Here is a 15,182-nt window from a genome sequence, read left to right on the forward strand (position 1 = left end):
TCAGCGCTCCGGCCGCTGGACCAGGTCGGTGAAGTCCTGCTCGTTGCGCTCGGCCAGTCGGACGTACGTCCAGCCGACGGCCACCAGGAACGGGAAGGAGAGCACCCCGAGCAGCAGCCACGGCAGGTTGACGCCGAGCACTGTCATCCGGCCGACCGAGGGGGCGATGGCGAACAGCCAGGGCAGCCCGCCCAGCCCGACCAGCACCACCGCCGACAGTTGCAGGGCCAGGGCCAGTTGCGCGCGGACCAGACCGCGGACGAGCGCCTCACCGACCCGGGTCTGCTGGGTCAGCTCGGTGTGGGTACCCGCCGGCCAGTGCGGCCGGCGGGACACCTCGGCCAACACCACCCGGGTACGCGCGGGCGGCCCGGACCCGACGCCCTCGTCGATGGTTCCGGGCGGATCGGGTCGGCGGGGTGCCGGCAGTGCATCCTCGGCGGCCATCCCGGCAGTCTCGTCCGCCCGGCGGGATTGTCAAGCGGCCTGTGGACAACGGTGTGGACAACGAGTCGGGCCTGTGGACAACCCGGTGGACAACGCCGCCGATCAGCGGCTCCACTCCTGCTTGGCGGCCCGGACCAGCTTGTCCTTCAGCTCCCGGGTGTGCCGGCGGCTCACCGGCAGCTCGGTACCGTCGATGACCACCACGTAGCCGGAGTTGACCAGGCGGAGTTCGGCGATCAGCCGGAGCTGCACCAGGTACGACCGGTGGATCCGGACGAACCCGGCGTCGGCCCACCGTTCAGCGAGTGTGGCCAGCGACACCCGCACCAGGTGTGACCCGTCCGCCGTGTGCAGCCGGGCGTAGTCGCCCTGTGCCTCGACCCACCGCACGGCGGACCGGGGCAGCATCCGGGTGGTGCCGGCCAGTTCGACCGGGATGGTGGGATCCTCCTCGGCCCGGGCCAGCGCGGCGGGATGGGTGGGCACCACCCGCGAGCCGACCACCCGGCGCAGCGCCTCGGCCAGCCGCTCGGCGCGTACCGGCTTGCGCACGTAGTCGGTGGCGCCCACGTCGAAGGCGTCCGCGGCACCGTCGTCGTACGCGGTGACGAAGACGATCGCCGGAGGGCGGGCGAAGCGGCGCAGCACCCGGGCCAGCTCCATGCCGTCCAGGCCGGGCATCCGGATGTCCAGGAAGACCACGTCCACGTCGTCGTCGCGGAGCACCCGCAGCGCCTCGGTGGCGTCGCCGGCCGTGTAAAGCCGGGCCACCCGGGGATCGGCCCGCAGGTGGTACGCCAGCTCGTCAAGCGCCGGTGGCTCGTCGTCGACCGCCAGCACCCGCAGGAAGCCGGTGGGGGCGGCCGGGCCGGAGCCGGTCACGAACCCGCCCGTACGCCGGGGTGGAACTTCGGCACCCGCATGCTCACCTTCGTACCCGAGCCGACACCGGTCTCGACGACCAGACCGAAACCGTCACCGAAGACCGAGCGCAGGCGCTCGTCGACGTTCGACAACCCGACGTGCTGGCCCGGATCGTCCCCCGGGTCGCCGGTCGACCCGGCCAGCTCGGCGATTCCCGCGGTCAGCGTGGCCGGATCCATCCCCACTCCGTCGTCCTCCACCGTTATGTGGCATTCAGCGCCCGCATCCCGAGCCTCGATGCTCACCATGCCCGTGCCCGGCTTGCGCGACAACCCGTGGCGAACCGCGTTCTCGACAAGTGGTTGCAGGCACAGGAACGGCAGGGTCACCGGCAGCACCTCGGGGGCGATCTGGAGCCGCACCTGAAGCCGGTCGCCGAACCTGGCCCGCTCGATGGTCAGGTAGCGGTCGATCGAGCGCAGCTCCTCAGCCAGCGTGGTGAACTCGCCGTGCGCCCGGAACGAGTACCGGGTGAACTCGGCGAACTCCAGGATCAGCTCCCGGGCCCGTTCCGGATCGGTGCGGACGAAGGAACCGATCGCGGTCAGCGCGTTGTAGATGAAGTGCGGGCTGATCTGGGCGCGCAGGGCGCGTACCTCGGCCCGGGCCAACCGCTCCCGGGACGAGTCCAGCTCCGCCAGGGCCAGTTGGCTGCCGGCCCAGTGGGCGGTCTCCAGGGTGGCCTGGACCAGACCGGGCGCCGGAGCGCCGTCGGTGACGGCGACAAGCGCGCCGGTGATCCGGCCGGACGCCCCACCGAGCGGGGCCACCACCGCGCCCCGGACCGGGCAGTCGATCCGGTCGCAGGTCAGCTCCGCCTCGCCCAGCACGGTGGAGCGCTCGGATGCGATCACCCGCCGGGCGGCGGTCCGCAGCTGGTCCCGGTGGTGTGCGCCGCGTCCGTCGAGCGCGAGCAGGTCGTCGGTGTCGGTCAACGCCAGCCCTTCCGCGCCGACCAGGGTGCGCAGGTGGCGGGCGGCCTTTGCCGCGCCGGCCGGGTTCAGCCCGGCCCGCAGGGGTTCGGCCGCCAGCCCGGCGGTGTGCAGTACCTCGTAGGTGGCCCGTTGTCCGGGCGTGGCGATGCCGCGCCGCCCGCGTAGCCGGCCGACCGCGAACAGCGCCCCGGCCAGCACACTGACCAGGGAGAAGACGCCGATCACGGCGGATATGTTGCCACCCACGTCGACGATCCTGCTGGTTGCGGACGCTGCGGGAAAGGGGTGGGCACCGGTCAGTACGCGCCCTTGCGCGCCACCACCACGCCGACCGTGCGCCACAGGATGCTCAGGTCGTACGCCAGCGACCAGTTGTCGACGTAGTACAGGTCCAACCGGACGGCCTCGTCCCAGGAGAGATCGGAGCGGCCGGACACCTGCCACAACCCGGTCATACCCGGGCGGACCAGCAGCCGGCGTCGCACATCACCCAGGAAGTCGCCATCGTCGGCGGGCAGCGGACGCGGCCCGACCAGCGACATCTCACCCTTGAGCACGTTGATCAGCTGCGGCAGTTCGTCCAGCGACGAGGCGCGCAGGAAGCGGCCCACCGGGAAGACCCGGGGATCCTGCTTCATCTTGAACAGCATGCCGTCGGTCTCGTTCTGGTCGACCAGGCTGGCCAGCCGGTCCTCCGCGTCGACGTACATGGTCCGGAACTTCCACACCCGGAACGTGCGCCCCTCGTGCCCCACCCGGGGTTGGCGGAAGAAGACCGGACCCGGATCGGAGATCCGGATGGCGATGGCGATCGCGATGAAGACCGGGATCAGCGCGAGCAGCCCGAGCCCGGCGGCCACCCGGTCCATCATGTTCTTGGCCAGCAGCGCCGGCCCGGAGAGGGTGGGTTCCTCGACGTGCAGCAGCGGCAGGCCCTCGATCGGGCGGATGTGCACCCGGGGGCCGGCGATGTCGGTCAGTTGCGGCGCCACCACCAGATCGACGCCGGAGCCCTCCAACTGCCAGGCCAGGCGACGTAGCTCACCGGGCTCAGCGCTGGCCGAGCCGCAGACCGCGATGGTGTCCGCGCCGACCTCGCGTACCAGGGCCAGCACGTCGCGGCCCGCGTACACCGGAACCGGGGTCTGCACGCCCTTGGCCGCCGCGTAACCGTCGGTGATGTGGATGGCGACCGGAACCAACCCGGCGGCCGGGGTGCGGGTGACCGCCGTGTACACCTCCAGGCACTCCGGCAGGGTACCGACCAGCACCATCCGGTGCGCCGCCTGCTGGATGTTGCGCCGGACGGTGTGCAGCACGAAACGGGTCAGGATCCGTCCCAGCAGGATCAGCAGCAACGCCAGCAGCAACGCCGTGCCGACGGTGAACCGGGACAGGTCGGTCTTGGTGGCGAAGGCGAGGAACGACACCGCCGCGCAGACGGTCACCCCGCCCCGGATCACCCGCTTGAACTCGTCCGGCCCGAGCCCGAGACAGCGTCGGTCGTAGGCGCCGTTGAACCAGAGGATGACCAGCCAGCCGAGTGGCAGCAGCAGGAACGCGACGGTGTAGAACCAGGTCGGGTCGTTCTGCGCCTGATGGAAACCTGCGGTGGCCTGGTCGAAGGTGCGGATCGCGGTGTAGCTGGCGAAGGCCGCCGCGGCGAAGTCGAGTAGCAGCAGGATCGCCGTGTAGGGCCGGTGCCAGCGCGACACGCGCCGCCGGGCCCGGGCCCACGCCGATCGGGGTACGCCGTTCGGGGATGGCGGGTTCGGCGGCTGGATCTCGAAGCTGTCGACGTGCCGCACGAGTCTGCTCCGGCCTTCGTTGGTCACCGGGCGCTGGAGGCTGGTCGTCACCTCACTCATGTCCTCCCGCATGCCCCGCCGCGTTCACTCGCCGTGACCGCCCGGGTCGCCCACCGTTCCAGTTTCCCACGCGAGTTCCGTTCCGTTGCCGACCCGAGGGACTTTGCGCGGCGGCCACCTACCGCCTGGGATCTGGCCGGCCCCACGCCTTTCTTAGGCCGGGGACCGGGCCACTATACCGATGGATGACGGCCCGGGTAGAGCGCCGGACCGGTGGTTGCGCACCGCGCGTCCGATTCCGCTCCGTAATCAGCGAGTGGTGTTACTCACCGTACAAGTCGGGACAACCTTCGGTCAGCAAGGGGCTTGCCGCCGGTCTGGCAGGTCGGGCAGTACTGGAGGCTGGAGTCGGCGAACGAGACCTCCCGGACGGTGTCTCCGCAGACCGGACAGGGCAGCCCGGTGCGGGCGTGCACCTTGAGGCCGGACCGCTTCTCGCCCTTCAACTCCGCGGCCCGCTGCCCCAGCGACCGGGTCACCGCGTCGCCGAGCACCCGGCGGGTCGCCGCGTGCAGGGTCGCCATCTGGTCGTCGGTCAGCCGGTCGGTCAACGCGAACGGCGACAGCTTCGCGGCGTGCAGGATCTCGTCGGAGTACGCGTTGCCGACCCCGCCGAGCACCGCCTGGTCGGTGAGGACCCCCTTGACCTGGCCCCGGCGGCCACGCAGCGCACCGGCGAAAGTGGCGAGGTCGGCCGAGAGCGCGTCCGGCCCGAGCTTGGCAACCCCGGGCACCGCCTGTGGATCCGTCACCAGGTAGGCGGCGAGTTTCTTCTGCGTACCGGCCTCGGTCAGGTCGAAGCCGGAGCCGTCGTCGAGGCGTACCCGGATCGCGATCGGCCCCTTGCCGGGTCGCAACGGAACGGCCGAGGCGAACGCCTCCCGATAGTGCAGCCAGCCGGCGCGGGCCAGGTGGACCACCAGGTGCAGCCCGCCGTCGAAGACCACGTCGAGGAACTTGCCGTACCGTCGCGCGTCGGTCACCGCCCGGCCCGCGACGGCGGTCGGCGGCGGGTCGTACGTCTTCAGGGCGCTGATCGCGGCGACCTCCAGGCGGTCGACCCGCCGGCCCACCGCGCGCTGTCGCAGGTAACCGGCGAGCGCCTCCACCTCCGGTAGTTCGGGCATCGTCCAACGGTAGCCTTCTTTCCCGTGAGAATCGTGGTGGCGCACAACCGGTACCGGGAAGCTCAGCCCTCCGGTGAGAACACCATCGTCGACGCCGAGATCACCCAGCTCGCCGCCGCCGGGGTGGAGGTGCTGCCGTTCCTGCGCAGTTCCGACGAGATTCCGGCGATGCCGAAGACGGCGAAGGCGCTGCTCCCGATCTCCCCGATCTATGCGCCCCGCGCCCAGCAGGAACTGGGTCGGCTGCTCACCGAGCACCGACCGGACGTGCTCCACCTGCACAACCCGTACCCCCTGCTGTCGCCCTGGGTGGTGCGGACCGCGCACCGGCACGGGGTGCCGGTGGTGCAGACGGTGCACAACTACCGGCAGGTCTGCTCATCGGGGCTGTACTTCCGGGACGGCGTGATCTGTCAGGACTGCCGGGGTCGGGCCCTGGGCGTGCCGGCGGTGGTGCACCGCTGCTACCGGGGGTCCCGGGCGCAGAGCGCGCTGATGGCCACCACCCTGGCCGTGCACCGGGGCACCTGGAAGTCGGTGGACCGGTTCATCGCCCTGACCACGGCGGTCGCCGATCACCTGCGGGACTACGGCATTCCCGATTCGCGGATCGTCGTGAAACCGAACGGGATTCCCGACTCGGGCACGCCCGCACCGCTCGGCCAGGGTTTCCTGTTCCTCGGCCGGCTCTCTCCCGAGAAGGGTCTCGACCTGCTCGTGGAGGCCTGGCGTCGGCACCCCGACGGCACGCTCGGGCCGCTGCGGATCGCCGGTGACGGTGAGTTGCGTCCACTCGTCGAAGCGGTGGCGGCAGAGCGCTCCGACGTCACCTACCTCGGCCCGCTGGACCGGGCGGGCGTCCGGCAGGCGCTGGCCGCCAGTGCCGTGGTGCTGGCGACATCCACCTGGCACGACGTGCTGCCTACCGTGATCATCGAGGCGCTGGCCAGTGGTCGGCCGGTGCTCGGCACCGCGCTCGGCGGCATCCCGTACCTGGTCGGCGCGGACACCCCCCGGGAACCCGCCGGCACCGGCCCGGCCGCCGTCGCCTCAGCCCCCGCCCCCGTCGTCTCTGGTTCCGTGCCCGGCTCATCGGCTCCCTCCCGCGATGGTCGTGACACCGGGTCAGCGGTGCCGGCCGGTGTGGTGACCGGCGAGGCGGGCTGGGTCGTGCCACCGGATCCGGCCGCCCTGGCCGCCGCCCTGCCGATGGCCGCCGCCGGCGCCTCGGCGCTCTCGGCTACCGCCCGGCTGCGCTACGAGCGCAATTTCCACCCGGACGCCGTGACCAAACGCCTGATCGACATCTACGCCGACCTGTGCCGCTGACGGCGGGCACAGTTTGCGGGATGTCGCGGTTTCCCGGCGATGGGAAGCCGCGACATCCCGCATCTCGCGGATCGGGTGCCGCGACCCTCGGTCAGCGGAGGCTGGCGCGGGCGGAGAAGGCGATGCTGGCCAGGAGGAAGCCGCCGTTGACGGCGGTGAAGGCGATCATGACCCAGAGGGTGAGCGCCGGGGCGAGCGCCAGCACCAGGGCGGCCACGAAGATCACCGCGCCGTAGTCGCGGACCAGCTTGACCAGGCGTACCGGCAGGCTGGTGGAGGTGACCATGCTGGCCGCGTTCGGGCCGGACTGCATCACCGAGGTGACCAGGTTGACCATCCAGGTACCGGCGAAGGCCGCCACCAGCCAGGTCGGCGTTGCCGGCTGCTGCGCCACGGCGGTGGCGGACAGGGCGGCGACCAGGGCGATCTGGGCGGCCACGTCACAGAGCACGTCGACCCGGGCGCCCGCCGCGCTGCCCTGCCCGGTCACCCGGGCCAACTGACCGTCGGCGCAGTCCAGGGCGTACGCGATCTGCCAGCCGAAGAGCGCGACCAGCCCGACCACCGGAGCCGGCACGTCCCCGGCGGCGACCGGGCCGGCGAGGGCGACCACGGTGACCGAGGTGGCCAGCCCGAGCAGCAGGTTGGTGATGGTCAGCGCGGTCGGCCGGAGCCCGAGACGCTGGGCGACAAGCGCGAAGACCGCGCCGATCCACTGGCTGACCGACTCGCTGAACAGGCCACCGCCCCGGTTCACCCGGTGGAAGTCGGCGACCGTGGGGTGGGACGGCTCAGCCAAGGTGCTCACGGAGGGCGTCAACGTAGTCTCCCAGCCGGGTACGAAGGTCGTCGGCGGACAGCGCCAGGTGTTCGAGGATCGTGTAACGGTCGGGCCGGGTGTGCGGGGCGAAGGCCACCGCCTCGACGAACTGCTCGTCGGTGAGCCCGAGGTCGGCGGGTCGGGTGGACAGCCCGTGCCGGTGCAGGCAGCGGGCGAGCTGACCGAACCGTTCCAGGTCGCCCCGGAGGAAGGTGCAGAACAACGCGCCGAGCCCGGCCTGCTCCCCGTGCGAGGCGGTGCTCGGGAAGAGGTGGTCGATGGCGTGCGAGATCTCGTGGTCACCGCCGCTGGCCGGCCGGCTGGAACCGCAGATCGACATCGAGATGCCGCCCAGGATCAGCGCCTCGGCCAGCGTGGTGAGGAACCCGTCATCGGTGATCTTGCCGGGATGGTTGACCAGGGCCTCCGCCCCGGTGCGGGCCAGCGTCACGGCCAGCCCGTCGATCGGCTCACCGCGCACCTGGTGGGCCAGTTCCCAGTCGGCGCAGGCGCTGAGATTGCTCACCGCGTCGCCGATGCCGGCCTGGGTCTGCCGGTCCGGCCCGTTCTCCACGAAGTCGAGATCGACAAGCACGGCGATCGGGATGTGCACCCCGTACGAACCCTTGCCGCCCTCGTGGGCCAGCGACGCCACCGGAGAGGCGATCCCGTCGTTGGCGAGGCTTGTCGCCACGGTGACCATCGGGATGCCGTAGCGGGTGGCGGCGTACTTGGCGGTGTCGATGGTCTTCCCGCCGCCGATCCCGACGACGGCGTCGTAGCTGCGGCGGCGTAGCTGGTCGCCGAGTTCGATTGCGGAGTCGACGCTGCCACCGGCGACCGTGAACACGTCGGCCGACCCGAGTGAGGGCCGGCACAGCTCGACGATCTTCTCGCCCTGACCCGGGCCGACCACCACCGCGACGTCGCCGCCGCTGGAGATCCGGCGGTCGGCCAGCAGCGAGCCGAGGTCGGCCACCGCGCCCCGGCGGACCTCGATCGACAGCGGCGTCGCGACGGTACGGGCTAGTAGCGGCACGCGATCTCCCGCGCCCGGGTCAGGTCGGCGTGGTTGTCGACCTCGACCCACGCCACGTCGCCGATCGGCGCGGCCCGGACCTCACCGCCACGGTCGGCGAACTCCTGGTATCCGTCCTCGTAGTACAGGTTCGGGTCGCGCCGCCAGGTCGCCTCCAGGGCGTCGGCGAGCGCCTCGGCCACCTGCGGCTCGATCAGAGTGGCCCCGATGTACTCGCCGTACGCCTCGCCCGGGTCCATCAGCTTGGTGATCCGGGTGAGCTGGCCGGCGGCGTCGAAGGTGGTCTTCATCTCCTCCTCGGCCAGCGGCTTGAGGGTGTCGACCGCGAGCAGCACGCCCGGCCCCCGCTCGGCCAGCAGGGTCTTCTCGATGCTCACCGGGTGCACGGTGTCGCCGTTGACCAGCAGAACCCCCCGGGAGAACCAGTCACGCGCCAGCCAGAGGGAGTACGCGTTGTTCCACTCCTCGGCCTTGTCGTTGGGCACCAGGGTGATCGTGACGCCGTACCGGCGCTCCAACTCGGCCTGGCGTTCGCGGACGGCATCGGCGGCGTAGCCGACCACCACCACGACCTCGGTGAGCCCCACCTCGGCCAGGTTGCGCAACGCGATGTCGAGGATGGTGATCTCGCCATCCACCTGCACCAGCGCCTTGGGCAGCGTGTCGGTGTACGGGCGCAGCCGGCGACCTGCGCCAGCCGCCAGCACCATTCCGACCATGCCGGCATCGTTTCCTGTTCTCGCGGCGTTCACCGAAGGAGGATAGCGCCGCCCGTGGCGGCGCTGCCGCCGGTCAGCGGCCAGCGGCCGGTGCGCACCCCGGTCAGCCGGGCAGCGCCGCCAGGTCGGCGAGCATGGTCAACCGTTCCTCGGCGGTCAGCACGGCGTACGGGCCGGCCGCTCGGCGGTCGGTCTCCAACTCGATGGCCTGGCGCTGCGGACCGTTCGGCAGCTCCGCGATGCTCGCGGCGGTGTGTCCGGCGGCCTCCCAGGCGGCGGCGTGTGCGTCGGCCCGGTGGTAGCGCAGCGCGCCGAGCCGGTTGAGCAGCAGCAGGCCGGGAGGGGCGCTGTCCGGCTCGTACGGGGGTGCCACCGCGTGGAATGCCTTGCCGCCCTGCGTGGCGCTCAACAGCCGGCCGGCGACCTGCACCAGCCGCAGCACCCGGTCGTGGTGTCCGGCCCACAGCTCCTCGGTCACCTCGGCGTGCACCTGGTACAGCTCGGCGAGGAAGGCCAGGCCCCGCTCGGTGGCGGCAAGCCCGCCGTCCGCCCGGCGGTGGATCATGCCGTACGCGACGTGCCGGTCAAGACTGCGCCGGCAGGCGGTCGGGTCCCGGTAGCGGGTCACCGCGGCGAACCCCGGACCGTCGACCGTGCCACCCGGTACGGCCAGCCGGGTGCGCAGCTCCACCAGGAAGCCGGTGGCGGGCGGTCCGCCGTACCGCTGGCTCAGCTCGGCCCCGCCGCCGTGCCGACCGGCCTGCATGGCCGCGGTGAAGACCCGGTCCACGGCGGGCGCCACCAGCGCCGCGTACCGGTGCGGAGCAAGCCCGACCGTGTCGCTCACGAACCGATGGACCGCAGCACGGCGAAGGCCCGCTCGGCGATGTGCCGAATCAACCCGTCGTTGACGTCACGGTGCTCGTCGAGCAGGTCGAGGTCGTCGGGGCCGAGCCAGCGGTACTCGGTGTGCTTGCCCGCCTCCAGTACGGGCGCGGTCAGCTCGCCGTCGACCCGGACCAGCCAGTCGCTCTCGATCCGGGCCAGGCCGTCGTCTCCGACGTAGCGGTACTCGCCGACCTCGGCGAGCACCTCGGACACCCGCCAGCCGGTCTCCTCGGTGACCTCCCGGTGCAGCGCGTCGTGCACGGACTCGCCCGGTTCGAGGTGCCCGCCGACGATGTCCCAGCAGTTGGGGAAGAGTCGCCGGTGCGGCGAGCGGCGTTGGAAGAACAGGCGTCCGTCGGGGGCGACGATCAGCGCTCCCGCGCAGCGCAGCGGCTCGGTGGACACGTCAAGAACAGTAACCGCGACCGTCCCGCCGCGACGATGTCCGGTCTTGTCCTGGAAACCTGCGGGGCTCACCATTGCGGGTAACCGGGTGCAGCCGTCCCAAAGGGGTGATGTGTCATGCAGGTTCGGGAAGCTATGTCCAGTGAGATCCTCGTGGTCGGTCCGGAGCACACGCTGCGGCAGGCGGCGCGGATGATGTCGGAGCGTCGTATCGGGTCGGCGGTGGTGATCGACCCGGATTCCGAGGGCATCGGGATCATGACCGAGCGGGATGTGCTCAACGCGATCGGAGCCGGTCTTGATTGCGACGTCGAACGGACCGGGGCCCACCTGACCTGGGACGTCGTCTACGCGGGGCCGGAATGGACGATCGAGGAAGCGGCGGCAGCGATGGCCCGGGGTGGCTTCCGGCACCTGGTCGTCCTTGACGGTCGGGAGGTCGCCGGCGTCATCTCCGTACGCGACATCATGCGGGTGTGGGCGGCCAGCCGGATGGTCGGCACCGGCTGACCAGGTCGCCGATCGGCGGTCGATCGATCCGTCCCGGGTTGGGCGGGCCGGTCGGCGGGTAATGCCCCTGTTGCGGGCGCGGGCCGATCGTGCCCGCGCGGGGAGGCGTGATGCGTGGCGCGGACCGGTTGATCCAGCAGCAGTACGAGATGCTCCTGCGGCGCGACGTGGCTCGCCTGCCGGAGCTGTACGCGACGGATGCGCGTTACGCCATGCCCGGCGTCACGGTGCGTCCGACCGAGTTGCCGGCCCTGCTGCGTACCTGGACGGGTGCCTTTCCCGACCTGCGGGTCGATCCGCTCGGTGCGGTACGCACGGCCGGTGGCGCGGCGGTCGAGCACCTGCTGACCGGCACCCACACCGGCGTGCTGCACACCCCGTTCGGGACCGTCGCACCCACCGGACGGGACGTCGCCTGGGAAGTGGTGGACGTGGTCCGGGTGCGACGGGGACGGATCGCCGCCTGGCGGTCCTACTTCGACTGGGGGCAGCTGATGACTCTGCTCGGCCTGCGGGTCGCGGGGACATCACGCCGGCCGCAGGACGAGCCGGTCGGCCTTCCGGCCTGATCTGCCGCACAGTCGGCGGGTGCGGGTCGGCCACCGGACGTGCCCGTTCACCCGACCCGGTGGCTCAGGATGCGGACATCGCCGTGCCTTCCGCGCACGTCCCACCTCCGCCCGTACGCTGAACAGCCATGACCGCCGAGCAGCTGATCTCCTTTGCCCGTGGCGCCCCCTCACTGGACATCGTCGATGTCGAGGGGCTCAAGGCCGCCGCCGTCCGCGCCTTCGACGCCGACCCCGCCGGGGTGACCGCGTACGGCACCTCCGTCGGCTACGTCCCGCTCCGGAAGTGGATCGCCGAGAAGCACGGTGTCGAGGCGGAGCAGGTGCTGGTCACCAACGGATCGTTGCAGGCCGACGCCTTCCTCTTCGATCACCTGGTCCGCCCCGGCGACGCGGTGGTGGTGGAGCGTCCCACCTACGACCGCACCCTGCTGAACCTGCGGAACATGGGCAGTGAGCTGCACGCTGTCACCATCCAGCCGGACGGTCTGGACACCGCCGAGTTGCGCAAGCTGCTGGAGTCCGGGGTACGTCCTCGGCTGGCCCACGTGATCCCGAACTACCAGAATCCGGCCGGCGTGACGTTGTCCCTGGAGAAGCGCCGCGAGCTGCTGGACCTGGCTGCGGAGTTCGGTTTCACGATCTTCGAGGACGACCCGTACGCGGACATCCGGTTCCGGGGCGAGGCGCTGCCGTCGATGCTGTCGATGGACACCCGCAACGTGGTCGTGCACGCCTCCAGCTTCACCAAGACCGTCTGCCCGGGGGTGCGGGTGGGTTACCTGGTGGGCCCGGCGGACCTGATCGGCGACATCGCGAAGAAGGCGACCAGCCTCTACATCTCGCCCGGCATGGTGTCCCAGGCCATCGTGCACCAGTTCTGCGTGTCGGGGGATATCGGGCGTTCCATCGAGACGGTCCGGGCGGCCCTCGGCGAGCGCGCCACGGTCCTCGCCGAGTCGCTGCGCCGGCACATTCCGGAGGCCCGGTTCGTGGAGCCGGACGGTGGCTACTTCCTCTGGGTCGAGTTGCCGGAGGACGTGGCGGTCGACCGGCTCGCCCCGGCGGCGGCCGAGCGTGGCGTCGCGGTGGTCAAGGGCAGCGACTTCGTGATCGACGGCGGCCGGTCCGCGCTCCGGTTGGCCTATTCGGCGGTCACCGCGGATCGGATCGACGAGGGAGTTCGACGGCTGGCCGAGGCGATGAAGGCGGTGCGCGGCTAATTTCTGTCGGCTTTCCGACAGTACGGCGATACCGGCCGGCCCGGGTCTCCCGCTGAGGCGACTCGGGGCCCACAATGCTGCGAGCGTCTCACCACGCGTACGCACAACCCCCGCCCCCACGGCGCCGGGCGGGCCGGGTCGCCCCCTCACCCCCCCGATGCGGTCCGGTCCGTCCGGCGCCACCCCTGCCGCCCGGTCATGATCACTGCGGCGGCGTAACCTGCAAACCGCAGCCGGCGGGGGGAGGGCGTGATGACGGAGCGGACGCAACGCGCGGGGACGACCTCCCCGGACGGCCCGGCCACCACTGGCAACCGGAACGCGGGCGCCACCGGGGGCCGCGCCCTGCGGCCCCGCAACTGGTCACCCGTGCGGGCCGTGACGCGCCGGCTCAGCTCGGACGGAGCCCAGTCGGGTGAGCCGTCGGCCGACCGGCGACGTAGCGCGGTGGTCGACTGCGCGCTCTATCTCGACGGTCAACGGCAGGCCGGCGACTGGGACTACGCCGACGCGCTGGCCGCGGCTCGCAGCGCCGAGGCCGGCTTCGTCTGGCTCGGCCTGCACGAGCCGGAACTGGCCGAGATGACCGAGATCGCCACCACGTACGGGCTGCACGAGCTGGCCGTGGAGGACGCGGTCAAGGCCCAGCAGCGTCCGAAGCTGGAACGTTTCGGCGAGGTCAGCTTCCTGGTGCTGCGTACCGCCCGCTACTGCGAGCACACCGAGCTGACGGAGAACTCCGAGGTGGTGGAGACCGGGCAGGTGATGCTCTTCATCGGCCCGCAGTTCGTGGTAAGTGTCCGGCACGGCGACGCCTGCCGGCTCGCGCCCGTACGCGAGGAGTTGGAGGCTCGCCGGGAGTTGCTGCTCAACGGTCCCTGGGCGGTGGCGTACGCGATCACGGACCGGGTCGTCGACCTCTACCTGGAGGTTGCCGACCAGCTTGAGGACGACATGGACGTGCTGGAGACGGAGGTCTTCGACCGCCAGACCAGCGGCCGGATCCAGCGGATCTACCAGATGAAGCGGGAACTGGTCGAGTTCAAGCGGGCGGTGATGCCGTTGCAACGGCCGCTGGTGACGCTGACCTCGCAGATGAACCGGGACGTGCCCAAGGAGGTGCGCCGCTACTTCCGAGACGTGCAGGACCACCTCAGCCGCACTGTCGAGCAGGTCAACTCCTACGACGACCTGCTCAATTCGATCCTTCAGGCGCGGCTGGCCCAGGTGACGGTCGACCAGAACAACGACATGCGCAAGATCGCGGCCTGGGCGGCCATCGCCGCCGTGTGGACCGCGATCGCCGGCATCTACGGCATGAACTTCGACTTCATGCCGGAGCTGAGGATGACCTACGGCTACCCCGTGGTGCTGGCCCTGATGCTCAGCATCTCGCTGGCCCTCTACCGCTGGTTCCGCCGCAACGACTGGCTCTGACCCGACCCTCCCTTCCCCCGACCGCCCGCGTCGCTGGCTGCGCTGACCATGAAGTTGTCGCCGCGACACACCGGTGTGCGCGGCGACAACTTCATGATCATCCTTGACGGGGGTGGGGGCGGGAGGGGGAGTGGTCAGGCGCGGGTGTTGGACTTGTGGTTGGTGGCCTTGCTCAGGTCGTCGGCGGGGCGGCCGCTGCTGGTGCGGGCACCCTCGGCGACCGAGGGGACCTTCCCGGTGGCGGCGACCCCGGACGGCGCGGTCGCGGTGGGGGTGGTGGAGGCGCTGTCGCCGCTGGCCACCGCCGAGCTGCCCGCTCCGGTCGAGACCTTGCCGGCACCGGCCGGGCCGGTCGTACGCACCTCGATGGTCTCCACCTCCTCGTGCATCGGCTCAAGCGCGGCACCCGCGTCGTACTCGGCCCACTCCTGCTGCTCGCGGTGCCGCCGCAGGGCCATCGCGCCGGCCAGCCCGGCCACCGCACCGGCGGCCAGCAGGCCGACCATGGTCCCGCTCCGGCGGGACTTCTTCTTCGCCTTCATCTTCTTCGCCTTCCTACTGACCGCGGCCTGCTTGGCGACCGCGGCCTTCTTCCCCTTGGCGGCCCGATCGGCCGCGTCGGACTGCGCGTGACGTACGGCCAGAGCAAGCGGCGCGAGGGCTGCGGCCGTCGATGCGAGGCCGTTCGATGCCCGGTCCCGGACCACGACGGCGGTCGGTGCCACCGCACCGCGGGCCGCCTGGAATCGCGGGCCGACCGTGTCGCCGGCGCCCCTCGCGGCATGCGTGGCGGCCTGCCTCAGGTGACCGATGCTGCGGTTCAATTCGGCCCGGGCCAACTGCGCCTGGGTCTTTCGCCGCCAGTTTCCAAACACGGTCCCACCTCCTGGGAGTTGCTCTGTCTCATCCTCCACCTTCGGATGCCTCCGCATGTCCAGATCG

At 71.4% G+C, this 15,182-nt stretch carries 16 protein-coding genes; 5 read left to right on the top strand and 11 right to left on the bottom strand.

Going from position 1 to position 15,182, the window contains the following annotated elements; translation table 11 throughout:
* The 5 genes from O7624_RS16290 to O7624_RS16310 form a co-directional block, all read right to left on the bottom strand.
* On the bottom strand, positions 1 to 447 hold the full coding sequence (locus tag O7624_RS16290; protein WP_232511461.1) for a hypothetical protein: 447 nt from the start codon (positions 445 to 447) through the stop codon (positions 1 to 3).
* A gap of 102 nt (positions 448 to 549) precedes the next feature.
* The gene (locus tag O7624_RS16295) at positions 550 to 1,329 is read right to left on the bottom strand and encodes a LytTR family DNA-binding domain-containing protein (RefSeq protein ID WP_282236394.1); all 780 of its coding nucleotides are present in this window, start codon (positions 1,327 to 1,329) and stop codon (positions 550 to 552) included.
* Positions 1,326 to 2,552, bottom strand: coding sequence for a histidine kinase (locus O7624_RS16300; RefSeq protein WP_093410790.1), 1,227 nt, complete (start codon positions 2,550 to 2,552; stop codon positions 1,326 to 1,328). Before O7624_RS16300 ends, O7624_RS16295 begins: the two co-directional genes overlap by 4 nt.
* 50 nt (positions 2,553 to 2,602) lie before the next feature.
* A complete protein-coding gene (locus O7624_RS16305) occupies positions 2,603 to 4,174 on the bottom strand; it encodes a sugar transferase (RefSeq protein WP_282236395.1) in 1,572 nt (523 codons plus the stop codon).
* A 266-nt stretch (positions 4,175 to 4,440) separates the two neighbouring features.
* On the bottom strand, positions 4,441 to 5,301 hold the full coding sequence (locus O7624_RS16310) for a DNA-formamidopyrimidine glycosylase family protein (RefSeq protein WP_093410788.1): 861 nt from the start codon (positions 5,299 to 5,301) through the stop codon (positions 4,441 to 4,443).
* Between the two features lie 24 nt (positions 5,302 to 5,325).
* Between O7624_RS16310 and O7624_RS16315 the strand changes: the two genes are divergently transcribed.
* A complete protein-coding gene (locus tag O7624_RS16315; RefSeq protein WP_282236396.1) occupies positions 5,326 to 6,630 on the top strand; it encodes a glycosyltransferase family 4 protein in 1,305 nt (434 codons plus the stop codon).
* 91 nt (positions 6,631 to 6,721) lie between these two features.
* Here O7624_RS16315 and O7624_RS16320 read toward each other — a convergent pair whose 3' ends face one another.
* The 5 genes from O7624_RS16320 to O7624_RS16340 all read right to left on the bottom strand — a co-directional run bounded on the left by O7624_RS16320 (position 6,722) and on the right by O7624_RS16340 (position 10,501).
* Positions 6,722 to 7,438 (bottom strand): CDP-alcohol phosphatidyltransferase family protein, encoded by a 717-nt coding sequence (locus O7624_RS16320; protein WP_282236397.1) that lies wholly within the window; start codon positions 7,436 to 7,438, stop codon positions 6,722 to 6,724.
* Entirely contained in the window at positions 7,422 to 8,489 is a 1,068-nt protein-coding gene (locus O7624_RS16325) for an iron-containing alcohol dehydrogenase family protein (RefSeq protein WP_093410782.1), read from the bottom strand. The genes O7624_RS16320 and O7624_RS16325 overlap by 17 nt, the downstream gene beginning before the upstream one ends.
* On the bottom strand, positions 8,477 to 9,208 hold the full coding sequence (locus O7624_RS16330) for a phosphocholine cytidylyltransferase family protein (protein ID WP_282240653.1): 732 nt from the start codon (positions 9,206 to 9,208) through the stop codon (positions 8,477 to 8,479). The genes O7624_RS16325 and O7624_RS16330 overlap by 13 nt, the downstream gene beginning before the upstream one ends.
* A gap of 103 nt (positions 9,209 to 9,311) precedes the next feature.
* On the bottom strand, positions 9,312 to 10,055 hold the full coding sequence (locus O7624_RS16335; RefSeq protein ID WP_282236398.1) for a hypothetical protein: 744 nt from the start codon (positions 10,053 to 10,055) through the stop codon (positions 9,312 to 9,314).
* Positions 10,052 to 10,501, bottom strand: a complete 450-nt coding sequence (locus O7624_RS16340; RefSeq protein ID WP_282236399.1) for an NUDIX domain-containing protein — start codon at positions 10,499 to 10,501, stop codon at positions 10,052 to 10,054. Before O7624_RS16340 ends, O7624_RS16335 begins: the two co-directional genes overlap by 4 nt.
* 117 nt (positions 10,502 to 10,618) lie before the next feature.
* On the opposite strand from O7624_RS16340, the gene O7624_RS16345 reads away from it, so the two are divergent.
* The 4 genes from O7624_RS16345 (at position 10,619) to corA (ending at position 14,240) form a co-directional block, all read left to right on the top strand.
* Positions 10,619 to 11,011: a CBS domain-containing protein gene (locus O7624_RS16345; protein WP_093410774.1), complete on the top strand. Its 393-nt coding sequence runs from the start codon at positions 10,619 to 10,621 to the stop codon at positions 11,009 to 11,011.
* 110 nt (positions 11,012 to 11,121) lie between these two features.
* The gene (locus O7624_RS16350) at positions 11,122 to 11,580 is read left to right on the top strand and encodes an ester cyclase (protein WP_093410771.1); all 459 of its coding nucleotides are present in this window, start codon (positions 11,122 to 11,124) and stop codon (positions 11,578 to 11,580) included.
* A 128-nt stretch (positions 11,581 to 11,708) separates the two neighbouring features.
* Positions 11,709 to 12,803, top strand: a complete 1,095-nt coding sequence (locus O7624_RS16355; protein ID WP_093410768.1) for a PLP-dependent aminotransferase family protein — start codon at positions 11,709 to 11,711, stop codon at positions 12,801 to 12,803.
* Positions 12,804 to 13,181: 378 nt separating this feature from the next.
* A complete protein-coding gene (gene corA, locus O7624_RS16360) occupies positions 13,182 to 14,240 on the top strand; it encodes a magnesium/cobalt transporter CorA (RefSeq protein ID WP_282240654.1) in 1,059 nt (352 codons plus the stop codon).
* Positions 14,241 to 14,374: 134 nt separating this feature from the next.
* On the opposite strand, the gene O7624_RS16365 is transcribed toward corA, so the two are convergent.
* Positions 14,375 to 15,172, bottom strand: coding sequence for a hypothetical protein (locus O7624_RS16365; protein ID WP_282236400.1), 798 nt, complete (start codon positions 15,170 to 15,172; stop codon positions 14,375 to 14,377).
* Positions 15,173 to 15,182: the final 10 nt, after the last annotated feature.

This window comes from Verrucosispora sp. WMMD1129 (genome assembly GCF_029581255.1).
Taxonomy (GTDB): domain Bacteria; phylum Actinomycetota; class Actinomycetes; order Mycobacteriales; family Micromonosporaceae; genus Micromonospora; species Micromonospora sediminimaris.